This is a genomic window from Hydrogenophaga taeniospiralis CCUG 15921, from assembly GCF_001592305.1.
Lineage (GTDB): Bacteria > Pseudomonadota > Gammaproteobacteria > Burkholderiales > Burkholderiaceae_C > Hydrogenophaga > Hydrogenophaga taeniospiralis.
This window is the reverse complement of sequence record NZ_BCWR01000012.1, coordinates 77,867-97,920: the sequence shown is the minus strand read 5'-3', so window position 1 is coordinate 97,920 and position 20,054 is coordinate 77,867. Positions and strand designations below refer to the sequence as shown.

The window sequence follows — 20,054 nt, the reverse complement described above, 5'->3', positions numbered from 1 at the left end:
TAACTTCATTCCTATCCCAGGGCCAGAAGCGGCCGGGGTTTTCCTGCGGTGGCCTGTGTCATCCGGGCGGCGGCACGGTGCTGCACGAACTGGAGTGAACCCATGCTGAAGAAGAAAGTGGTGCTCGTCACCGGTGCCGCCTCGGGCATCGGCCGGGCCATTGCGCTCATGGCGGTGCGCGAAGGTGCATGCCTGGTGCTGTCGGACATGGCCGCCGAGGCCGGCCTGGAAACCGCCGCGCTGGCGCAGGCCCAGGGCGGCGAAGCGCTGTTTGTGGCGGCCGACGTGGGCAACCCCGAAGAGTGCCAGGCCATGGTGTCCCAGGCCATGGCGCACTACGGCCGCCTCGACGTGGCCTGCAACAACGCCGGCATCGGCGGCGTGGCCGCGCCGCTGGCCGACTACCCGCTGGACGCCTGGGCGCAGGTGATCAACACCAACCTCAACAGCGTGTTCTACGGCATGCGCGCGCAGATCGCCGCCATGCTGCTGAACGGGGGCGGCGCCATCGTCAATGTCGCCTCTGTCCTGGGCGCGGTTGGCTTCGCCACGGCGTCGGCCTATACCGCGGCCAAGCACGGCGTGGTCGGCCTCACCCGGGCGGCCGCGCTCGAATACGCCAGCCAGGGCGTGCGCATCAACGCGGTCGGCCCCGGCTTCATCCACACCCCCATGATCAGCGGCCTCGAAGCCGACCCGGCCGCCCACGAGAGCCTGGTCGCCGCCCACCCCATCGGGCGCCTGGGCCAGGCCGACGAGGTGGCCGAGCTGGTGCTCTGGCTCGCTTCCGGGCGCGCCTCCTTCGTCACCGGGGCGTACTACCCGGTCGACGGCGGGTACCTGGCCCGCTGAACACCCACCCCCTTGCGTCCTTTGACTTGTCCGGCCTTCCCCGCACCATGACCCTCCGCTCCCCCGCCTTCCTGTTCGGCATCGCCCTGGCTGCTCTGACCCTGGCGGGCTGTGACAGGCCGCCCGAGGCGCCAGCGCCAGCGGCCCCGGGGATCACGATGGGCACGCAGGTGGACGACGCCGTCGTCACCTCGGGCATCAAGTCGGCGCTGGTGGCCGATCCGGTGGTCAAGGGTTTCGACCTGCAGGTCGAAACCCGCAAGGGTGTGGTGCAGCTCAGCGGCTTCGTGGACAGCCAGGCCCAGATCGACCGAGCGATGGCCGTGGCACGCGGCGTCACCGGCGTGAGCGCGGTCGAGAACAGCGTAAGCCTCAAGGGCGCGCCCAGCACCGCCGGCACCATGCTCGACGACACCGCCGTGACCGGCCGCGTCAAGGCAGCCTTGCTCGCCGACCCCGACATCAAGAGCTTCGACATCAGCGTGCTCACCTTCAAGGGCGAGGTGCAGCTCACCGGCTTCGTCAACAGCCAGGCCCAGATCGACCAGGCCACCCGGATCGCCGCAGCCGCCGAAGGTGCCCGCAGCGTGAAGAACGAACTGCTGATCAAGCAGTGAGTCCGTGAACCCAGCCCCCCACCCACCAGCCAAGAGGAACACCCCATGACCCCATCACACCCGCTCACCCCCGTCGCCACCCTGCGCAGCCAGGCGCGCAAACACCTGGAGCACGGCGCCGTGACCGCCGGCTACAGCGCCGACCGCAGCCAGGTGCTGAGGTTGCTCAACGAGGCGCTGGCCACCGAGATCGTGTGCGTGTTGCGCTACCGGCGCCACCACTTCATGGCGCGGGGCATCCACGGCCAGAGCGTGGGGGCCGAGTTCCTCGCGCATTCCGTGGAAGAACAGGGCCATGCCGACCTGCTGGCCGCGCGCATCGTGCAGCTCGGTGGTGAGCCCGATTTTTCGCCCGACAGCCTGAGCGAGCGCAGCCACGCCGAATACGTGGCCGGCGATACCCTGACGGAGATGATCCGCGAGAACCTGGTGGCCGAGCGCATCGCCATCGACAGCTACCGCGACATGATCCAGTACCTGGGTGACCAGGATCCCACCACCAGCGTGCTGCTCAAGCAGATCCTGGCGGTGGAAGAGGAACACGCCGACGAGCTGGCCGACCTGCTCGAAGGCATGAACAGCTGACCCCGCGCCGTATGGCTGCGGACTTGAGCCCAAGCCGCTACAGTTCGCTCAAAGCGGGGCATGGTGCCCCGTAGCCCCATGGGGCACAGGAGGGGTTCCGCATGACGTGGCTGGTTCTGGGGCTGGTTCTGTTTCTGGGTGTGCACACCGTGTCCATCGTCTCGCCCACCGGGCGCAACCAGCTCGTGCAGCGCATGGGCGAGAGCACCTTCAAGGGCCTGTACGCGCTGGTCTCGTTTGTCGGGCTGGGGCTCATCGTCTGGGGCTACGGGCTGGCGCGCGAGGCGCCGGTGCTGCTCTACGCCCTGCCCACCGGCTTTCGGCACCTGGCCGCGCTGCTGATGCTGCCGGTGTTCGTGCTGCTGTTCGCGGCCTACCTGCCCGGGCGCATCAGGACCGCGACGAAACACCCCATGCTGTTGGCGGTGAAGCTATGGGCCCTGGCCCACCTGCTGGCGCAGTCGGTCACCGGTGGCACGCTGGCCGACGTGCTGCTGTTCGGCAGTTTTCTGATCTGGGCCGCGGCCGACCGCGTCTCGCTCAAACGCCGCGCCGCCGCCGGGCTGCTGCGCAGCCTGCCCCTGGGGCCGGCGCGTGCGCGCAACGACGGAATCGCGCTGGTGGGCGGGCTCGTGGTCTACGTGGTGTTCGTGCTCTGGCTGCATGCCTGGCTGTTTGGTGTGCGGCCGTTCGGCTGAGCGCGGGGAGCGGACCATGAAAAACCTCCGTCTGTTCAGCCTTTCGCTCACCACCGCGCTCGCCGCCATCGCCGGGCTGAGCGCCCAGGCCGCTCTGGCCCAGGCGGGCGCCGTGACCACCGAGGTGGTGGCGCGGGGTCTGCAAAACCCCTGGGGTCTGGCCTTCATCGGCAATGGCCGCATGCTGGTGACCGAGCGGCCCGGGCGCATGCGCGTGGTGGCGCCCGACGGCTCGCTCGGTGAGCCCCTGGCCGGCGTGCCCCAGGTGGACGTGGTGGGGCAGGGTGGTCTGCTCGACGTGACCACCGACCGCGACTTCGCACGCAACCGCACCCTGTACTTCTGCTACGCCGAGCCCGCCGCCAGCGGGGGCGGCAACTCCACCGCGCTGGCCTCGGCCCGCCTGTCGGACGACGCCACGCGGCTGGAGAGCGTGAAGGTGATCTTCAGCCAGCGCCCCAAGGTCAGCAGCCGCGCCCATTTCGGCTGCCGCATCGTGCAGGCCCGCGACGGCAACCTGTTCCTCACCCTGGGCGACCGCTTCAGCCGCATGGCCGACGCGCAGACCCTGGACAACCACCTCGGCAAGGTGGTGCGCATCAAGCCCGACGGCAGCGTGCCGCCCGACAACCCCTTCGTGGGCCGCGCGGGCGCGCTGCCCGAGATATGGAGCCTGGGCCACCGCAACCTGCAGGGCGCCGCGCTCGCCGCCGACGGGCGCCTGTGGACCGGTGAACACGGCCCGCAGGGCGGCGACGAGATCAACCGCCCCGAGGCCGGCAAGAACTACGGCTGGCCCGTCATCACCTACGGTGAAAACTACGGCGGCGGCCCCATCGGGGAAGGCCTCACCGCCAAACCCGGGCTGGAGCAGCCGCTGCACTACTGGGTGCCGTCCATCGCCCCCGCCGGCATGGCCTTCGTGCACAGCGATCGTTACGGCAAGGCCTGGCGCGGCAACCTGCTGGTGGGCTCGCTCAAGTTCCGTTACCTGGCGCGGCTGGAGCTCGACGGCGCCCGCGTGCGCCACGAGGAAAAACTGCTGCCCACGCTGGGCCAGCGCGTGCGCGACGTGCGCCAGGGCCCCGACGGTTTCATCTACCTGCTGACCGACGAACGCAACGGTCAGCTGTTGCGCCTGCTGCCCGGGCGCTGAAAGGCCTGCCATGTCCACCCCGCCGACCGCTGCCAACGCCCCCACCCCACGCGCAGCGCGCACCGCGCCCGGCCTCGACCTGGAGCGCGCCGCCCTGGCCCGGCGCTACCACGCGGTGCGCGCGCGCAGCCTGGCGCTGGTGGCGCCGCTGTCGCCCGAAGACTGCCAGGCCCAGTCCATGCCTGACGCCAGCCCCGCCAAATGGCATCTGGCCCACGTCACCTGGTTTTTCGAAACCTTCGTGCTCGAGCGTTTCGAGCCCGGCTTCCAGCCCTTTCACCCGGCCTTTCGCGCGCTCTTCAACAGCTACTACAACGGCGTGGGCGAGCCGTTTTCGCGGCCCCAGCGCGGCCTGCTGACCCGCCCCGATCTGGCCGAGGTGCTGCGCTGGCGCGCCGAGGTGGACCAGCGGGTGGCCCGGCTGCTGCGCCACACCACCCGCCCCGAGGCGCTGGCGCTGATCGAGCTGGGCGTGCAGCACGAGCAGCAGCACCAGGAACTGCTGCTCACCGACATCAAGCACCTGCTCTCCATCAACCCGCTGCACCCGGTGTACCAGAGCGCCTGGCCGCTCACCAGCGTGGCCAACGTGCCGGCGCAATGGGTGGAGCGCCCCGGTGGCCTGGTCGAGATCGGCCACGCCGGGGCGGGCTTTGCGTTCGACAACGAGAGCCCGCGCCACCCCCAGTGGCTGCAACCCCATGCGCTGATGAACCGGCCGGTGACCCACGGCGAGTGGCTGGCCTTCGTGCAGGACGGCGGCTACACCGACCCGCAGTGGTGGCTCGCCGCCGGCTGGGACTGGCTGCGCGCCGAAGGCCTGGGCGCGCCGCTCTACTGGACGCTGCCGGCCGACGGCGCCGCGCTGCCCACGGTGTTCACCCTGCACGGCGACATGCCGCTGGACCCGCACACACCGGTGACCCACATCAGCTACTACGAGGCCGACGCCTTCGCGCGCTGGGCCTCGGCCAGCCGCGCCGAATGGGCCGGCGCGCGCCTGCCCAGCGAGGCCGAGTGGGAAGCCAGCGCCGCGGCCCTGCCGGTGCAGGGCAACTGCCAGGACAGCGGCGCCCTGCACCCCATGCCCGCGCGCGCGCCCGCCGCGCCCGGCGCGCTGCTGCAGATGTTCGGCGACGTGTGGGAATGGACCACCAGCAGCTACAGCGCCTACCCCGGCTACCAGCCGGCCGAAGGCGCGGTGGGCGAGTACAACGGTAAATTCATGGTGAACCAGCTGGTGCTGCGTGGCGGCTCCTGCGCCACCCCCGCCTCGCACCTGCGTGCGAGTTACCGCAACTTCTTCCCCGCCAGCGCGCGCTGGCAGTTCAGCGGCCTGCGCCTGGCGCGCAGCCTCTGAAAGGCGCTCAGCCTTTCACCTCGCCCCGGCCTGCGCGAGCGCGGCCCGGGATGTGTTCCACACCAGGCCCAAGGGCCTGCCACAGCCACTGCCAGCCATGCCGTCCACACCCTGTCTGCCCAGCTTTGTCCAGCTGCACCGCCCCGACGACACCGCCGTGCGCGCCGAACTGGTGGCCGGGCTGGCGCTCAGCCCGCCGCGCATCGCGCCCAAGTTCCTCTACGACGCGCTGGGCTCGCGCCTGTTCGACGCCATCACCGAGCTGGCCGAGTACTACCCCACGCGCACCGAAGCCGCCATCTTCGCGCAGCACGCGCCCGACATGGCCCTGGCCGTGCCCGCCGGCGCGGTGCTGATCGACCTGGGCGCGGGCAGCTGCGCCAAGGCCGCGCGCCTGTTTCCCGCGCTGCGGCCAGCCGCCTACGTGGCCGTGGACATTTCGGTGGACTACCTGCGCGCCGCGCTCGACGCCCTGCAGCAGCGCCACCCGGCGCTGCCCATGCTGGGGCTGGGCATGGACTTCTCGGCCCGGCTCGCGCTCGGCCCGCAGGCGGCGGACTGGCTGGCCACCAGCGGCGCCGCGCGGCTGCCGCGCGCCGTGTTCTACCCCGGCTCCAGCATCGGCAACTTCTCGTCCACCGAGGCCCTGGCCCTGCTGCGACAGGCCCACGTGGTGTGCGCCGAGGGTGGCGCGGGCGGGGGCCTGCTCATCGGCGTGGACCGCGTGAAACCGCGCGCCGTGCTCGAACCCGCCTACGACGACGCCCTGGGTGTGACCGCCGCGTTCAACCGCAACCTGCTGCTCAACGTGAACCGCCTGCTGGGCGCCGACTTCGCCCCCCAGGCCTGGCAACACGTGGCGTTCTTCAACGCCGAGGCCTCGCGCATCGAGATGCACCTGGAGCCCACCCGCGCGCAGACGGTGCGCTGGCCCGGCGGTGAACGTCACTTCTCGGCCGGCGAGCGCCTGCACACCGAAAACTCCTACAAATGGGAACCCGCCGATTTCGAGGCCCTGCTGGGCGAAGCGGGTTTCGGCGCCGTGCGCCACTGGAGCGATCAGCGCGGCTGGTTCAGCGTGTTCTGGGCAGAGGCCTGACCGACCACGCTGCGAAACCCGGCCAAGATGTCGTTGCGCTCGGGCGTGAAGAAGTTGCGGTACTGGGGGTGGCGCATGCGCGGGGCGGTGGCGTGGCTTGCGCCTTTGAGTACCGGGCGGCCGTCGAACCAGGGCCGGGAGTAGTCCACGTAGGGGTGCGGCTGGAAACCGGGGAAGGGCGCGAAGGCGCTGGCGGTCCATTCCCACACCTCGCCCCACTGCAAGTCCGGGTGGCTAGCGGCCACTTCCCATTCGGCTTCGCTGGGCAGGCGCCGCCCGGCCCAGGCGCACCAGGCCTGGGCCTCGAACGCCGTGAGGTGGCAGGCCGGCGCGGCCAGGTCCAGCGCCTGCCAAGCCCCGCCCCGCTGCCGCTCCCAGCCGCCATGGATTGACTGGCGCAGATGGCGCGGGTGGCGCCAGGGCTCAGTGCCCGAAGCGCTGCCAGGCTGCGCCGCTGCGCGGTCCTGCAGCCAGGCCCAGCCCGCCTCGCTCCAATACCGCCGCTGCGCATACCCGCCCGCCGCCACGAACGGCAGAAACCGCGCCCAGCTGACGGCGCGCGCGTCGATCTCGAAAGCCGCCACCGGCACGGTGTGGGCGCCCAGTTCGTTGTCAAACGCGAAGCCCGGGCCGCTGCGGCCCAGCGTCCAGGGCGTGGCGGCGATCCGCAGGGTCTGTGGCTGGGCCGGCGCGGCGGTGTTCGCCATGGTGGTCGGGGGCGCGGTGGCGTCCAGAGGATCGAACCCCAGCGTCTGCGCCATGTAGACCGCCGCCTCGGCGTGCATGTCTTCGTGGAACAGCGCGAGGCGAAAGAAGTACAGGCCGGCGTCGTCCTCGGGCGCCTGCGCCAGCAGGGCCAGCGTGTCGGCCAGGCTCTGGGCCAGGTCGGCGCGCACCGCCTCGGCATCGGGCAGCTCCAACTGCCAGCGCCGGTCGTGCGGCACGGTGCTGGAGTTGTACAGCGCGTCCGCGTCCACCCCGCGCGCGGCCTGCCGCGCCGCGGCGCGTGGCGCCAGCGGATCGGCCTGCGTGCCCAGCCCACGCTGCGGGTTGCGCGCGATCCACCAGTCGGCAAACCAGCCGATGTGCCCCAGCTCCCACAGCGGCAGGTTCAGCTCGGGCGTGCAGGGCACGCGCAGGGCCGGCCCCAGCGCGGCCTGGTAGGCCGCGAACAGGCGCAGCGTGCGCTCGCGCGCGCGCACCAGCGCTTGCGCCAGCGCGGCCTTGCCGGCGCAACGGGCCTGTTCGGCTTCGGACACAATCACCGCCATCGACGCACCCCCATGAAAAAGCCCGTTCTTTGCATCGTCACCCCCGCGCTGGCCGATGCCAACAACGGCAACTGGCAGACCGCGCGCCGCTGGGCGCAGATGCTGTCGGGCCATTATCGGGTTCGCCTGGCCCAGCGGTGGCCCGACGATGACCCCGCTGCGGTCGATACGGACATCCTGCTCGCTCTGCACGCGCGGCGCTCTGCCGCCTCGGTGGCCGCATGGGCGCAGACCCACCCCGGGCGGCCGCTGGTGCTCGTGCTCACCGGCACCGACCTGTACCGCGACATCGCCACCGACGCCAGCGCGCAACGCTCGTTGGCCCTGGCGCAGCGCCTGATCGTGCTGCAGGATCAGGGCCTGCTGGCCCTGCCCGAGGCCCTGCGCGGCAAGGCCCGCGTGGTCTTCCAGTCCAGCACCCCACGCCGCACCCTGCCCAAGACCACGGCGCAGCTGCGCGTGCTCATGGTGGGCCACCTGCGCGAGGAGAAGTCGCCGCAGACGCTGTGGGAAGCGGCGCGCCTGTTGCGGCCCGACGAGGGCATCCGGATCGACCACATCGGCGACGCGCTCGACCCGGCGCTGGGCGAGGCCGCGCGCCAGTGCATGCGCGATTGCCCGCACTACCGCTGGCTCGGCGGCCTGGCCCACGCCCGTACGCGTGAGCGCATCCAGCGCGCGCACCTGCTGGTGCACCCCAGCCGCATGGAAGGCGGTGCCCACGTCATCATGGAAGCCGCGCTCAGCGGCACGCCCGTGCTGGCCTCGCGCATCGCGGGCAACGTGGGCATGCTCGGTAGCGACTACGGCGGCTACTTCCCCGCGGGCGACGCCGCCGCGCTGGCCGCGCTGCTGCGCCAGGGCCGCAACGACATCGCCAGCGGCGGCGCCTGGCTCGCTGCACTGCAAGCACAATGCGCAGCCAGAGCCACCCGGTTTGAACCGGCCGCCGAGCGCGCCGCCTTGCTGAGCCTGCTGGGCGAACTGCGGCACAGCCCATGAGCGCCGCCGCAGCGCACCCCAACGATCCGACCCACCGAACCCGCCGATGAACGCACCCACATCCCAACCCACCACCACCGCCAAGGAACCCCGCCTCACCAGCCTCTCGCACGGCGGGGGCTGCGGCTGCAAGATCGCGCCCGGCGTGCTCAGCGACATCCTCAAGGGCAGCAGCGCCATGCCCATGCCCCCGGAGCTGCTGGTCGGCATCGAAACCGCCGACGACGCCGCCGTGTACCGGCTCAACGACGAACAGGCGCTGATCGCCACCACCGACTTCTTCATGCCCATCGTCGACGACCCGTTCGACTTCGGCCGCATCGCCGCCACCAACGCCATCAGCGACGTCTACGCCATGGGCGGCACGCCCATCATGGCGCTGGCCCTGGTGGGCATGCCCATCAACGTGCTCAGTACCGAAACCATTGGCAAGATCCTCGACGGCGGGCAAAGCGTGTGCCGCGCCGCCGGCATCCCCATCGCGGGCGGCCACACCATCGACTCTGTCGAACCCATCTACGGTCTGGTGGCCCTGGGCCTGGTGCACCCCCAGCGCGTCAAGCGCAACGCCGACGCGAAGGTGGGCGACCGCCTGATCCTGGGCAAGCCCCTGGGCGTGGGCGTGCTCTCGGCCGCGCTCAAGAAAGACGCGCTCAGCGCCGAAGGCTACGCCCGCATGATCGCCACCACCACCCAGCTCAACACCCCCGGCCCCGACCTGGCGGCGCTGGACGGTGTGCATGCGCTCACCGACATCACCGGCTTCGGCCTGGCCGGCCACACCCTGGAGATGGCGCGCGGCGCCGGCACCACCGTGCGCATCACCATGGACCGCGTTCCGCTGATCGAAGGCGTGCGCGCCCTGGCCGCCCAGGGCCTGGTGACCGGTGCCTCCGGCCGCAACTGGGCCGCCTACGGCCACGAAGTGAGCCTGGGCGAGCACCTGCAGCCAGTGGACCAGGCCCTGCTGAGCGACCCCCAGACCAGCGGCGGCCTGCTCGTGGCCTGCGCCCCCGAAGCGGTGGCCGAGGTGCTGGCCATCTTCGAGCGCCACGGCTTCACCGCTGTGGCCGAAGTGGGCGAGATCGTGGCGCCTGTGGCTGACGGGGTGCGGTTGCAGGTGGTTTGAGACGTGGCTGGGGCTCAGGCGGTTGCCATGCACAGCGGGAAGATCGTTCTGGTTTCTACCTCCGGCTACGTCGCGAGCCGGGATGATCCGTTGTTGCGGGAACTGATCGAGAGCCAGATTGAGCTGTTCTGCGCCCTGGGTGTCGACGCCGAAAAATGGGAGGATGCGCTGGACTGGATGTGCATGGGAGCCGACGGCTCGGAAGCCACATTCATCACCACCACCTCGCATCCTGGCGAATCAGAGGCCGAGGTCATCGAATTCGCCCGAAGCTTTTCCACCGAGAGATCGCATGAAGTCGAGGTCATTCGGGTTTGAAGGGGGGCCTGGGTGCTGTTAACCGCCGCTTCCTGGATGATGGTGCCGGGCGCGCCTTCGGCCTTCTAAAACACCATGCAACAACAGATTTTCATAGTGCTTTAGAGTCCAGAAGCTTCAGGAGGCACCCATGAAAAAACCCGATTCGACCGAGGGCCTGTCGGCCTCTGCGCTGATCGACCAACGCATCGCCGATCTCGCGGACTGGCGCGGGCAGACCTTGAGCAGGATGCGCCAGCTCATCCGAGAGGCCGACCCGGAGGTGGTCGAGGAGTGGACGTGGATGGGCACGCCCGTGTGGTCGCACGGCGGGATCATCTGCACCGGGGAGTCCTACAAGTCGGTCGTGAAACTGACTTTCGCCAAGGGGGCTTCGCTGGACGACCCGGCCCGGCTGTTCAATTCGAGCCTTGACGGAAACACCCGGCGTGCGATCGACATCCGCGAGGGTGAGGTGGTTGATGCGATTGCGTTCAAGGCGCTTATCCGTGCCGCCATCGCCCTCAATACCGCCGCCAAGGCCAAGCCCAGGCGAGCGAAGTAGGCTGCCGAAACGCCGGACGCTTGCCATGCTCATGAATCCTCAGGTCGTTGCCGTCGGTTCCAGCCCGGTCCACGCTTTCAGCAAGGACATTGCTTCGCAGATCAACCTGCTGGCGGGCCTTGGGGTGGATGGGGACGCGCATTGCGGGGTCACCGTGCAGCACCGCTCGCGGGTGGCGCTGGACCCTTCGCAGCCGAACCTGCGCCAGGTCCACCTCATCCATGTCGAGCTGTTTGAGGAGCTGGCCGCGCAGGGGTTCGAGGTGGCTCCCGGCCAGATCGGCGAGAACATCACCACATGCCATCTCAAGCTGCTGGCGCTGCCGGTGGATTCCGAGTTGCACATAGGTCCTTCGGCCATCGTCAGACTCACCGGTCTGCGCAATCCATGCGAACAACTGAACCAGTTTCAGCCAGGCCTGACGGCAGCAGTGCTCGGCCGCACGCCAGAAGGTCAACTGGTGCGCAAAGCCGGCGTCATGGGGGTCGTGGTTGCCGGCGGGGTCGTGCGGCCGGGTGATGCCATTTCTCTGCGGCTGCCGGCAGGGCCCCACCGCATACTGGAGCGCGTTTGACCAGGCCCACCAGGCCGGGTCGGGCATCTCTCTTCTCACACACTTGGACACCATGAAAATCCTGGGCCTGTCGGGCAGCCTGCGGGCTGCATCCATCAATTCGGCGCTCCTGCGCGCAGCGGCGCGGCTGGCGCCGCCGGAGGTCCAGCTCACGGTCTTTCACGGTGTGGGCGAGCTGCCGCTCTTCAATCCCGATCTGGAGGCGCAGCTGCCTTCACCGGTCCGCGCGTTGCACGCTGCGGTTGCCGCGTCGGACGCGCTGTTGATTGCGAGCCCCGAATACGCCCATGGCGTTACCGGCGCGATCAAGAACACGCTGGACTGGCTGGTCAGCTTTGAGCCCTTCGTGGGCAAGCGTGTCGCGGTCCTGAACGCTTCGCCGCGTGCGCACCATGCCGACGCGGCGCTGCGCGAAACGCTCAAGACCATGTCGGCCGAGATCGTCGAATCGGCTTCGCTCAGTGTCCCGCTGCTCGGGGCCCATCTAGGCGAAGACGGCATGGTCGAAGACCCGCTGGTCAGCGCCGCTATCCGGCGCTCCTTGGCCGCGCTGCACGCGGCCGTGCTTCAGGGGCGAGCCGAGCAGGGCCCCTCGTTTCCGGTGGCATAGCGCCATGAACGAGCAGCAGTCGCTGGCGGCGGCCATCCACGAAGCGGTGAGGCTGCAGGCCTACGACTCTTCGTGGCCTGCGGCGTATGCCGCCGAGCGGGAACGCCTGCTGCGGGTGATTCCCGGCGTGTTTCTCGATCTGCAGCACATCGGCAGCACGGCGGTGCCAGGCCTGGCGGCCAAGCCCATCATTGACATCATGGCCGGTGTCGCGTCCATGGCGGTGGCCGAGTCGGTGGCGGCGCCACTGTGCGCGTGCGGCTACACCACCTCGGCCGAATTCAACGCCTCGCTGAGCGACCGGAAATGGTTCATGCGCTGGGCCGACGGCCACCGCACCCACCACCTGCACGTGGTGGTGCACGAGAGTCAGGCCTGGCACGAACGGCTGCGTTTTCGCGATGCGCTTCGCGCCGACCCCGCGCTCGCCGCCCGCTATGCCGAGCTCAAAGCCCGCTCCGCCGAGCAACACGCGAACGACCGGGAGGCCTATACCGATGCCAAGGCCGGGTTTGTCCGCGCTGTGTCCGGCGCCGTGCAGCCGGCTCATGCCGAAGACCCGCCGCGGCACGCCGGGCCGGGTCTTGCATCTCAAACCCCAGACAACCGAGGAGAAAACCAGTGACACCCCACGAACTTGAACAGTACCTGCACGAGCACATTCCCCTGTCGCTGGCGATGCAGGTTTCCGTGGAAGAGGCGTCGCCTGTGCAGGTGGTGCTGGGCGCTCCGCTGCGACCCAACATCAACCACCGCGACACCGTGTTCGGTGGCAGCGCCTCCGCGTTGGCCATCCTCTCGGCCTGGTCGCTGTTGCACACGAAGCTGACCGCGGCGGGCTACAAGACCCGGCTGGTCATCCAGCGCAACACCATGAGCTACGAGCACGCGATCGTGGGTCACTTCACGGCGCGCGCGCAAAGCCCGACGCCCGAGGCATGGCAAGCGTTCACGCGCATGCTGGAGCGCAAGGCCCGCGCCAGAATCACCGTCTCGTCAACGCTCTGGTACGACGGCGCTGAAGCGGGCCATTTCGAAGGCGAATTCGTCGCGCTGGGCACCACGGGCGCGTAGTCGGTCAAGGAGTGCTGCCATGGAACTGCTCGTGAACATCGATGTGGATGACCTGGACAAGGCGCTGCGTTTCTACACGAGCGCGTTCGATCTGCAGGTAGGGCGGCGCTTTGGCGCGGATGGGGTTGAACTGCTGGGCGCTTCCTCCGCGATCTATCTCCTGGTGAAGCCCGCCGGCAGCCCGGCGACCCAGGCCTCCAGCCAGGTGCGCGACTATGGGCGGCACTGGACGCCGGTGCACCTGGACCTGGTGGTGGCGGACATCGATGCCGCGGTGCAGCGGGCACTGAACGCGGGCGCAATCCTCGAAGCGGCGGTTCGGTCCAGCAGCTGGGGAAAGATCGCGCTCATGGCCGATCCGTTCGGCCACGGGTTCTGCCTGCTCCAGTTCGTCGGCAGAGGCTACGACGAGATCGCCACTGCGGAGTAACACCATGGCCTACGACGAACAGCTCGCCCAGCGCATCCGCGAAGCGCTCGCGGACAACCCGGCCATCACCGAGAAGAAGATGTTTGGTGGCATCGCCTTCCTGCATCGGGGGCTCATGTTCGTGGGTGTCTCGAATGGCGCGCTCATGGCTCGCGTTGGGAAGGGCAACCACGCGGACTCCCTGAGCCGCAGCCACGTGCGCGAGATGGATTTCACGGGCAGGCCCATGCAGGGGTATGTGTTCGTCGATGCGCCAGGCGTGCAGTCAGATGAGCAACTTCGTTTCTGGCTTGAACGGTGTGAACAGTTTGTGGTCACCCTGCCGCCCAAGGGTTCTGCCTGAACTTCCTGGGCGACATCAACGCGTCTGGGCCGGGCCCTTGTTCCCACCCATAGCCTTCTGCCAGACTCGAGCCGGGAGTTTTTTTCAACATTCATCCAAGCTCAGCGCCCAATGCACGCCTCGACTCTGAATTTCATCAACATCGCTCGTCGCCATCTCGCGGTTGGCGTGCAGGTCACGCAGGCATTCAATCAGGAACAGGCCAAGCTCCAGATCGAGAGGGTGCTTGTTCAAGAACATCTGTCGACCGTTGCGGGAACGCAGCGCTCGCTGGCCACGCTTGGCCAGTTGCGGCAGCTCATGACGGCAAGCAAAGAGGCGTTCGGCAAGATGGTGTTGACGTCTTCGAGGGACTTCGCGCAGGCGCTGGCCGAGATGCCCATCAAGGAGCAGCAGGAACGTCAAGCGGGACTGGTTTCCTCGATCAACTGGCAGCTGGCTGCGCAAGCCAGCTTCTATGCGAACAGGGAGCGTTGGATAGATGCCGCGGAAGCGATTTGTCACCTGATCGATTCACGTCGAAACACCATCACATTTGGCGAGGAGGGTGCGGTTTTTTCTTCAGATGAGGATCTGACCCACTTCGAGGAACTGCTCGCAGTGATTGACGAGGTGCACCAGTTGGAGGTGGCCGGTATTCAGGAGCGTATGGCCAGGCTGTCGCGTGCCTTGACACTGTTGGGAATGGCGCCTTCTGCGTGAGCGGGCAACGCGGTGGTGACTCCCTCGGGCGGTATGGCATGCTCCAGACCCATGCGCGCCACCCTCTGGTTCCTGGCCTTCGTTGTCTTGCTGTACATCGGCGCCTGCGTGGCCCTGTACGCGTTTCAGCGCTCGTTCCTGTACTTTCCCCAGCCCAGCGCCCTGGCGGGGCCGGACACCACGCGCAGGCTCGCGGTTGAGGGGGCCGAGCTGGCGGTATCGGTGCGGCCGCACAGTGGCCCGAAGGCCCTGATCTATTTCGGCGGCAACGCCGAAGACGTGTCGCAGAAGCTGCCCTGGTTTGCCAGCGCGTTTCCGGACCACGCCATCTACCTGCTGCACTACCGCGGCTACGGCGGCAGCCCAGGCGCACCCACCGAAGCTTTGTTGAAGAGCGATGCACAGGCCCTGTTCGACCTGGTGCACGCCGAACACCCGGACGTGGCCGTGCTGGGGCGCAGCCTGGGCAGCGGCGTGGCCGTGCACCTCGCGAGCCAGCGGCCGGTGTCGCGCCTCGTGCTTGTGACGCCGTACGACAGCGTCGTGGAACTCGCGGCGCGGCAGTTCCCGGTGTTTCCGGTGCGGTGGTTGCTGACCGACAAATTCGAGTCGTGGCGCCATGCGCCCTCGATCCGGGTGCCCACGCTGCTGCTGGCGGCCGAGTTCGACAACGTGATTCCGCGCTGGAGCACCGATCGCCTGCGCACGCGTTTCGCCGACGGGGTGGCATCGCTCTCCGTGATACCGGGCACCGACCACAATACGATCTCGAACAGCCCGCAGTACCTGGAGGCACTGCGCGCCGCGTTGTGAATAAGGGCAAGCAGGAGGAGGGCATCGTGAAGCAGAGCAGCATCTTCTGGCCCACGCTGATTCTGGTGGCGTGGACGTTTCTCGTTCTGGTGCAGGTGCCCATCCGTCGCTTTCGGGCCGCCTTTGCCGGGCGGGTGACGGCGGCTGATTTTGCCTGTGGCGAGTCCGATCGCGTGCCCACGGATGTGGCCTTGCCCAACCGGCTGTTCATGAACCTCGTGGAAGTCCCGGTGCTGTTCTATACCGTGAGCATCATCGGCTTCGTGACGGGCAATGTGACACCCGCCCTGTTGAGCCTGGCGTGGCTCTACCTCGGATTGCGCCTGCTGCACAGCGTGATCTACCTGACCTACAACCACGTGGTCCACCGGTTTGTGGTGTTCGCCGCCAGCAATGGGGTGGTCATTGCCATGCTGATGCTCCTGGGGTGGGCGCTGGCGGGGTGAGTCGGGTCGCACCGGGCGGCGCCTTGGTTGTTGCACGCGCGCCATAGATGGGCGTCCTTCCGGCGGCAACAACGACCGTTGATCCACCGTGCTCGGACAACATGCCGCACCTCAGCGAAGTGGCCGTTTTGGCCGTGATAGCGTGTCGGCTCCCGCGACTGCGGGAACCGCTGTGAAGCGGCCATTCCCGGGGGGTGTCGAACAACGCCAGCGTTGTTCTGTCACAACCCCATTCAATCATCGGAGGAAAAAAAGTGAATCGATTTCTGGGCGCCATGTCCCTCTGTGTTGCCCTCGCCGGGTGCGCAACCGTCAATCCAATGGCCTTTGACAAAGAAGCCAAGACCATCGACACCAGCGAGAAGTCCGTCGTGCTGATGGCCCTCGAGGTGTCTCGATCCGACGACAGCCGCTACGTCCCGACGCCATTTGTGGTGAAGCTCGAGCAGCCGAACGCCCAAAGCAAGGAAGAACGGCAGAACTTCAAGCTGGATGAGGACGAAGACACTGTGAAGGACGGGGAGCGCACCGTCTACCTGACGCGCATGGCTTTGAAACCAGGCCAGTACAAGATGGGCGAAGTGATGGGCCAGGCCAAGGGGTTTCCGTTTATCGGAACCTTCGTGGTTCCCCTGTTGATGGACCTGAATGTGAAGCCGAACTCGATCACCTATGTGGGTCGGCTCACGGCCAAGCTGCGGCCCCGGCAAGGGGAAGAGTTCCGTGCCGGACCGGTGATTCCCTTGATTGACCAGTCGGTGACGGGCTTGTCCGGTGGCACCTGGGATGTGACTGCGGAAAACCTGTCGGAGAAGGACCTTGCGCTGTTCCGCTCCCACTTCCCCGCGCTCACAACGGCCACCATCGAAAATGCGCCGCTCCCAGCGTTCGACCGTGCGGCGGTGCAGCGCTGGTGGGAAGGTGGCATGCAGCCGACAGCGGCGGCGCAGGCCGCTCCGGTGGCGACCAGCAAATAAGGCCAGGGCCCGTCCCTCCTGTGCCCGTGGCGGGTAACGTTGTGGCGGGCGTTCCATGGCCACAACGGGAGCGGTTCCTGAGGCGGACGTCAGGGCCGGAGCGAACGCAGCTCGCACCGCTCGAAGTGTGTTTCAATGTTTTTTTGTCACCCGCCTTGGCGCCGCCGGCTCCGGGGTTGGGTGTCGCGCACCGGAGATACACCCGTGAACATCACCCGAATCGTGGCCATTCTTTTCATCGTCGGGGGCGCGCTGGGCCTGGTTTACGGCAGCTTCAGCTACACCAAGGACACCACCGCGCTCAAGCTCGGGCCGATCGAGCTCAAGGTGGAGGAGAAGGAAACGGTCAATGTGCCCGTGTGGGCGGGCATCGGCGCCATCGTCGTGGGCGCGGTGCTGCTGGCCGTGGGCGGCAAAAAGGGCTGAGCGAAAGACTCTCAGTCTCTCAGTCCGCCCAGCGCAGCCCGGCCACCCAACCGGTGCTGTGGCTCGCCGTGTTGTCGCTGTCGGCGCCGATCAGCACCGTGGTGATGCGGGGCAGGGCGTCGCGCGGTGTCTGGGCACCCTGCGGCAACTCGTCGGCGAAGAGCCGGGAGAAATCTTGCGCCACGTCGCGCGACTCGTCCACCCAGCGCGCCAGCGGCGCACCGCGGCCTTGCAGGCTGATGAAGCGCACGCGGCGGCTGTAGGGGTTGGCGCCTTCGGTGAGCGCCGGGTGGGAGCTGTCCCACAGGTAGCACAGCGTGGCCGCGGGCAGCGCCTCGCCGCTCACGCCGCGCGCCAGGCGCAGCACGGTGCGCTCCCAGAACGGCACCCGTTCCATCGGGTGGTCGAACATCACGCAGACCTTGAGCGCGGCGTCGTCGCCGGCCTTGCTGAGGATGTCGACCGGCACCCGGGCGCCCGAGAGCGGCTGGTCCAGCCGCCAGCGCCATTGCAGCCGGGCGGGCACGGGGCCGCTCCAGCCGTTGACCAGCGTGCCGTAGGACGAGGCGGTGGACACCTTGAGCGCGCGTTCGCCGTCCACCGTGCCGGCCTCGAAGCGGGTCGGCGGCAGCTCGGCGTGTTTTTTGGGGTAGCCGACCACGCGCCAGGCTGGGTGTAGCGCGCCATCGTCCTGCAGCAGCGGGGGCAGGTTGGTGCTGGTCTGGGCCGGGGCGGCGGCGCCGGCCAGCGAGAGGGTGAGCAGGGCCAGGGCCTGGCGGTGGTGGGTCATGGTGGGTGTCATCCGCGTTTCCAGGCGTGGTATTTCGCCACCCAGGCCAGCAGCCGCTGTGGTGCGTGCGCGCGCTTCCATTCGCCCGCGGCGTACTTGTTGGCCTCGGCCAGGGTGGGGTAGGTGTGGATGGTGCCCAGAATCTTGTTCAGGCCCAGGCCGTGTTTCATGGCCAGCACGTATTCGGCCAGCAGGTCGCCCGCGTGTGTGCCGACGAGGGTCACGCCCAGGATCGTGTCCTTGCCCGGCACCGTGAGCACCTTCACGAAGCCATGGGCTTCGCTGTCGGCGATCGCGCGGTCCAGGTCGTCGATGCCGTACTTCGTGACTTCGTAAGGGATGTTCTTTTCCTTCGCTTCCTGCTCGTTCAGGCCCACGCGCGCCACCTCGGGGGCGATGAAGGTGGCCCAGGGGATCACGGAGTAGTCGGCCTTGAATTTTTTGAAATCGCCGAACAGCGCGTTCACCGCCGCGTACCAGGCCTGGTGCGCGGCCACGTGGGTGAACTGGTAGGGTCCGGCCACGTCGCCGGCCGCGTAGATGTTCGGGTAGATGGTCTGCAGGTACTCATTGGTCTCGACGGTCTTGTTCGTCGGGATGCCCAGCTCTTCCAGCCCGTAGCCCTGCAGCCGCGCCACGCGGCCCACGGCGCAGATGAGCTGGTCGAAGGGAATGCGCTTCTCTACGCCTTCGTGTTCCACCACCAGAATCTTCTCGCCGCCCACGGCCTCGCAGCGCAGAGCCTTGTGGCCCGTCAGCACCGCCACACCGTCCGCGGCCAGCGCCGTTTTCGCGAGCGCGCTCACCTCCTCGTCTTCGCGCAGCATGATGCGCGGCGCCATCTCCACCTGCGTCACCTGCGCACCCAGGCGGGCAAAGGCCTGGGCCAGCTCGCAGCCGATCGGGCCGCCGCCCAGCACCACCAGGCGCTGGGGCACGTCGTCGAGCTTGGCGAACGCATCCCACAGCGTGTCGCTGGTCACATAGCCGACTTCATTCAGTCCCGGCAGCGGCGGTACGAAGGGCCGGGCACCGGCGGCAATGACGATGCTGCGTGCCGTCAATCGCTGGGTGCCGCCATCGTTCAGAGCAACCTCCACCGTCCACGGGTTCAACAGCGTTGCATAGCCCTGCAGCACCTCCACCCCCAAGCCGGTGTAGCGCTCCACGCTGTCGTGCGGCTCGATGGCTTTGATCACGTCGTGGATGCGCTGCATCACGGCCTTGAAGCTGAAGGCAGGGGTCGCGTCGCTCAGGCCGTAGTTCGACGCGTGGCGCATCTGGTGCGCCAGCGTGGCGCTCTTGATCAGCGCCTTGCTCGGCACGCAGCCGTAGTTCAGGCAGTCGCCGCCCATCTTGTGCGCCTCGATCAACGTCACCTGGGCCTTCACGGCGGCAGCGATGTAGGCCGAGACCAGGCCGCCCGCGCCGGCGCCGATCACGATCAGGTTGCGGTCGAAGCGCTGGGGGCGCACGCCGGCCCATTTGGCATAGACCTGGCGGCGCTTCACCCCGTCCACAATGCGGCGCGCGATCAGCGGGAACAGGCCCAGCAGTACGAACGAGCCGAGCAGTGCCGGACTCAGGATGCCCTGCAGCGAGCTGAGCTGGCCCAGCTGCGTGCCCGCGTTCACGTACACCGCCGTGCCGGCCAGCATGCCGATCTGGCTCACCCAGTAGAACGTCCAGGCCTTCATCTTCGTCAGGCCCATCAGCAGGTTGATCAGGAAAAACGGCACCACCGGAGTCAGGCGCAGGGTGAACAGGTAGAACGCGCCTTCCTTCTGGATGCCTTTGTCCACCTCGGCCAGGCGCTGGCCAAAGCGCGCCTGCACCGCGTCGCGCAGGAGGAAACGCGCGGTCAGGAAAGCCAGCGTGGCGCCGATGCTGGAGGCGAAGGACACTATGAGCAGGCCCCAGCCCAGGCCGAAAATCGCGCCGCCCGCGAGCGTGACGATGGTGGCGCCGGGCAGCGAGAGCGCCGTGACGGCGACGTAGACCACGAAATACCCCAGCGCGAGCGCCAGGGGCTGCTGGGCCCGCAGTTCGGCGAATCGGGCCTGGCTCTCCTGCAGATAGGCAAGGCTGAAATAGCGGTTGAGATCGAACGTGAAAAAGGCGACGATGGCCAGCAGCACGGTCGCCAGCAGCAGGAGTTTGCGGAAGTTCACGGCACGGTTCTCGGGTTGGGGTCCTGTTGAGTCGCGCAGGGTCTGCCATTCTTACACCGGAAGACAC

Annotated in this window: 25 protein-coding genes; 22 read left to right on the top strand and 3 right to left on the bottom strand. The window is 68.3% G+C overall.

The annotated features are described in order from the left end of the window. Window positions 1-102: 102 nt before the first annotated feature. The 7 genes from HTA01S_RS16040 (at window position 103) to egtD (ending at window position 6,367) form a co-directional block, all read left to right on the top strand. Window positions 103-852, top strand: a complete 750-nt coding sequence (locus tag HTA01S_RS16040; RefSeq protein WP_068173679.1) for an SDR family NAD(P)-dependent oxidoreductase — start codon at window positions 103-105, stop codon at window positions 850-852. Window positions 853-899: 47 nt separating this feature from the next. After that, window positions 900-1,469 (top strand): BON domain-containing protein, encoded by a 570-nt coding sequence (locus HTA01S_RS16035; protein WP_068173677.1) that lies wholly within the window; start codon window positions 900-902, stop codon window positions 1,467-1,469. 45 nt (window positions 1,470-1,514) lie between these two features. Beyond that, window positions 1,515-2,054 carry a ferritin-like domain-containing protein gene (locus tag HTA01S_RS16030; protein ID WP_068173674.1) on the top strand — a complete coding sequence of 180 codons (540 nt, stop codon included), beginning with the start codon at window positions 1,515-1,517 and terminating at the stop codon, window positions 2,052-2,054. Between the two features lie 101 nt (window positions 2,055-2,155). Then, entirely contained in the window at window positions 2,156-2,752 is a 597-nt protein-coding gene (locus tag HTA01S_RS16025) for an NnrU family protein (RefSeq protein ID WP_068173672.1), read from the top strand. A gap of 16 nt (window positions 2,753-2,768) precedes the next feature. Beyond that, window positions 2,769-3,908 (top strand): PQQ-dependent sugar dehydrogenase, encoded by a 1,140-nt coding sequence (locus tag HTA01S_RS16020; protein ID WP_068173670.1) that lies wholly within the window; start codon window positions 2,769-2,771, stop codon window positions 3,906-3,908. Window positions 3,909-3,918: 10 nt separating this feature from the next. Then, a complete protein-coding gene (egtB, locus tag HTA01S_RS16015; protein ID WP_084236152.1) occupies window positions 3,919-5,268 on the top strand; it encodes an ergothioneine biosynthesis protein EgtB in 1,350 nt (449 codons plus the stop codon). Window positions 5,269-5,365: 97 nt separating this feature from the next. After that, entirely contained in the window at window positions 5,366-6,367 is a 1,002-nt protein-coding gene (egtD, locus tag HTA01S_RS16010) for an L-histidine N(alpha)-methyltransferase (RefSeq protein ID WP_068173669.1), read from the top strand. Here egtD and senA read toward each other — a convergent pair. Next, complete coding sequence (gene senA / locus HTA01S_RS16005) at window positions 6,328-7,638, bottom strand: selenoneine synthase SenA (RefSeq protein ID WP_068173667.1); 1,311 nt, start codon at window positions 7,636-7,638, stop codon at window positions 6,328-6,330. The genes egtD and senA overlap by 40 nt on opposite strands. Before the next feature lie 12 nt (window positions 7,639-7,650). Here senA and senB point away from each other — a divergent pair, with 12 nt between their 5' ends. From senB to HTA01S_RS15930, 15 genes are all read left to right on the top strand, one after another. After that, entirely contained in the window at window positions 7,651-8,640 is a 990-nt protein-coding gene (senB, locus tag HTA01S_RS16000; RefSeq protein WP_068173665.1) for a selenoneine biosynthesis selenosugar synthase SenB, read from the top strand. Between the two features lie 46 nt (window positions 8,641-8,686). Then, the gene (selD, locus tag HTA01S_RS15995; protein WP_068173663.1) at window positions 8,687-9,769 is read left to right on the top strand and encodes a selenide, water dikinase SelD; all 1,083 of its coding nucleotides are present in this window, start codon (window positions 8,687-8,689) and stop codon (window positions 9,767-9,769) included. Window positions 9,770-9,796: 27 nt separating this feature from the next. After that, window positions 9,797-10,087: a DUF7684 family protein gene (locus tag HTA01S_RS15990; RefSeq protein ID WP_068173660.1), complete on the top strand. Its 291-nt coding sequence runs from the start codon at window positions 9,797-9,799 to the stop codon at window positions 10,085-10,087. Window positions 10,088-10,217: 130 nt separating this feature from the next. After that, window positions 10,218-10,631: a DUF1801 domain-containing protein gene (locus tag HTA01S_RS15985; protein ID WP_068173658.1), complete on the top strand. Its 414-nt coding sequence runs from the start codon at window positions 10,218-10,220 to the stop codon at window positions 10,629-10,631. 31 nt (window positions 10,632-10,662) lie between these two features. Continuing rightward, complete coding sequence (locus HTA01S_RS15980) at window positions 10,663-11,205, top strand: MOSC domain-containing protein (protein WP_068173803.1); 543 nt, start codon at window positions 10,663-10,665, stop codon at window positions 11,203-11,205. Window positions 11,206-11,257: 52 nt separating this feature from the next. After that, entirely contained in the window at window positions 11,258-11,815 is a 558-nt protein-coding gene (locus HTA01S_RS15975; protein ID WP_068173656.1) for an NADPH-dependent FMN reductase, read from the top strand. Between the two features lie 4 nt (window positions 11,816-11,819). Further along, window positions 11,820-12,440 carry a GrpB family protein gene (locus tag HTA01S_RS15970; RefSeq protein ID WP_084236151.1) on the top strand — a complete coding sequence of 207 codons (621 nt, stop codon included), beginning with the start codon at window positions 11,820-11,822 and terminating at the stop codon, window positions 12,438-12,440. Then, the gene (locus HTA01S_RS15965) at window positions 12,437-12,889 is read left to right on the top strand and encodes a YiiD C-terminal domain-containing protein (RefSeq protein ID WP_068173653.1); all 453 of its coding nucleotides are present in this window, start codon (window positions 12,437-12,439) and stop codon (window positions 12,887-12,889) included. The genes HTA01S_RS15970 and HTA01S_RS15965 overlap by 4 nt, the downstream gene beginning before the upstream one ends. Window positions 12,890-12,908: 19 nt before the next feature. Beyond that, window positions 12,909-13,319, top strand: a complete 411-nt coding sequence (locus tag HTA01S_RS15960) for a VOC family protein (protein ID WP_068173651.1) — start codon at window positions 12,909-12,911, stop codon at window positions 13,317-13,319. Between the two features lie 4 nt (window positions 13,320-13,323). Beyond that, a complete protein-coding gene (locus HTA01S_RS15955) occupies window positions 13,324-13,662 on the top strand; it encodes a TfoX/Sxy family protein (protein WP_068173649.1) in 339 nt (112 codons plus the stop codon). A 111-nt stretch (window positions 13,663-13,773) separates the two neighbouring features. Beyond that, window positions 13,774-14,364, top strand: coding sequence for a hypothetical protein (locus HTA01S_RS15950; protein ID WP_068173647.1), 591 nt, complete (start codon window positions 13,774-13,776; stop codon window positions 14,362-14,364). Window positions 14,365-14,415: 51 nt separating this feature from the next. After that, window positions 14,416-15,177, top strand: coding sequence for an alpha/beta hydrolase (locus HTA01S_RS15945; protein ID WP_068173645.1), 762 nt, complete (start codon window positions 14,416-14,418; stop codon window positions 15,175-15,177). A gap of 26 nt (window positions 15,178-15,203) precedes the next feature. Further along, window positions 15,204-15,623 carry an MAPEG family protein gene (locus tag HTA01S_RS15940; protein ID WP_068173802.1) on the top strand — a complete coding sequence of 140 codons (420 nt, stop codon included), beginning with the start codon at window positions 15,204-15,206 and terminating at the stop codon, window positions 15,621-15,623. 254 nt (window positions 15,624-15,877) lie between these two features. Then, a complete protein-coding gene (locus tag HTA01S_RS15935) occupies window positions 15,878-16,600 on the top strand; it encodes a hypothetical protein (RefSeq protein WP_157572135.1) in 723 nt (240 codons plus the stop codon). 204 nt (window positions 16,601-16,804) lie between these two features. Then, window positions 16,805-17,026: a hypothetical protein gene (locus HTA01S_RS15930; RefSeq protein ID WP_068173642.1), complete on the top strand. Its 222-nt coding sequence runs from the start codon at window positions 16,805-16,807 to the stop codon at window positions 17,024-17,026. Between the two features lie 19 nt (window positions 17,027-17,045). Here the strand turns inward: HTA01S_RS15930 and HTA01S_RS15925 are convergent, their stop codons facing one another. Next, window positions 17,046-17,828, bottom strand: coding sequence for a DUF3047 domain-containing protein (locus HTA01S_RS15925; RefSeq protein WP_245638102.1), 783 nt, complete (start codon window positions 17,826-17,828; stop codon window positions 17,046-17,048). Beyond that, complete coding sequence (locus HTA01S_RS15920; protein WP_068173639.1) at window positions 17,825-19,987, bottom strand: FAD-dependent oxidoreductase; 2,163 nt, start codon at window positions 19,985-19,987, stop codon at window positions 17,825-17,827. Before HTA01S_RS15920 ends, HTA01S_RS15925 begins: the two co-directional genes overlap by 4 nt. Between the last annotated feature and the right edge of the window lie 67 nt (window positions 19,988-20,054).

Bases quoted from the DNA above. Each gene is read 5' to 3' on its own strand.
- HTA01S_RS16040 (WP_068173679.1), top strand. From the start codon at position 103: ATGCTGAAGAAGAAAGTGGTGCTCGTCACCGGTGCCGCCTCGGGCATC.
- HTA01S_RS16035 (WP_068173677.1), top strand. From the start codon at position 900: ATGACCCTCCGCTCCCCCGCCTTCCTGTTCGGCATCGCCCTGGCTGCT.
- HTA01S_RS16030 (WP_068173674.1), top strand. From the start codon at position 1,515: ATGACCCCATCACACCCGCTCACCCCCGTCGCCACCCTGCGCAGCCAG.
- HTA01S_RS16025 (WP_068173672.1), top strand. From the start codon at position 2,156: ATGACGTGGCTGGTTCTGGGGCTGGTTCTGTTTCTGGGTGTGCACACC.
- HTA01S_RS16020 (WP_068173670.1), top strand. From the start codon at position 2,769: ATGAAAAACCTCCGTCTGTTCAGCCTTTCGCTCACCACCGCGCTCGCC.
- egtB (WP_084236152.1), top strand. From the start codon at position 3,919: ATGTCCACCCCGCCGACCGCTGCCAACGCCCCCACCCCACGCGCAGCG.
- egtD (WP_068173669.1), top strand. From the start codon at position 5,366: ATGCCGTCCACACCCTGTCTGCCCAGCTTTGTCCAGCTGCACCGCCCC.
- senA (WP_068173667.1), bottom strand. From the start codon at position 7,638: ATGGCGGTGATTGTGTCCGAAGCCGAACAGGCCCGTTGCGCCGGCAAG.
- senB (WP_068173665.1), top strand. From the start codon at position 7,651: ATGAAAAAGCCCGTTCTTTGCATCGTCACCCCCGCGCTGGCCGATGCC.
- selD (WP_068173663.1), top strand. From the start codon at position 8,687: ATGAACGCACCCACATCCCAACCCACCACCACCGCCAAGGAACCCCGC.
- HTA01S_RS15990 (WP_068173660.1), top strand. From the start codon at position 9,797: ATGCACAGCGGGAAGATCGTTCTGGTTTCTACCTCCGGCTACGTCGCG.
- HTA01S_RS15985 (WP_068173658.1), top strand. From the start codon at position 10,218: ATGAAAAAACCCGATTCGACCGAGGGCCTGTCGGCCTCTGCGCTGATC.
- HTA01S_RS15980 (WP_068173803.1), top strand. From the start codon at position 10,663: ATGAATCCTCAGGTCGTTGCCGTCGGTTCCAGCCCGGTCCACGCTTTC.
- HTA01S_RS15975 (WP_068173656.1), top strand. From the start codon at position 11,258: ATGAAAATCCTGGGCCTGTCGGGCAGCCTGCGGGCTGCATCCATCAAT.
- HTA01S_RS15970 (WP_084236151.1), top strand. From the start codon at position 11,820: ATGAACGAGCAGCAGTCGCTGGCGGCGGCCATCCACGAAGCGGTGAGG.
- HTA01S_RS15960 (WP_068173651.1), top strand. From the start codon at position 12,909: ATGGAACTGCTCGTGAACATCGATGTGGATGACCTGGACAAGGCGCTG.
- HTA01S_RS15955 (WP_068173649.1), top strand. From the start codon at position 13,324: ATGGCCTACGACGAACAGCTCGCCCAGCGCATCCGCGAAGCGCTCGCG.
- HTA01S_RS15950 (WP_068173647.1), top strand. From the start codon at position 13,774: ATGCACGCCTCGACTCTGAATTTCATCAACATCGCTCGTCGCCATCTC.
- HTA01S_RS15945 (WP_068173645.1), top strand. From the start codon at position 14,416: ATGCGCGCCACCCTCTGGTTCCTGGCCTTCGTTGTCTTGCTGTACATC.
- HTA01S_RS15925 (WP_245638102.1), bottom strand. From the start codon at position 17,828: ATGACACCCACCATGACCCACCACCGCCAGGCCCTGGCCCTGCTCACC.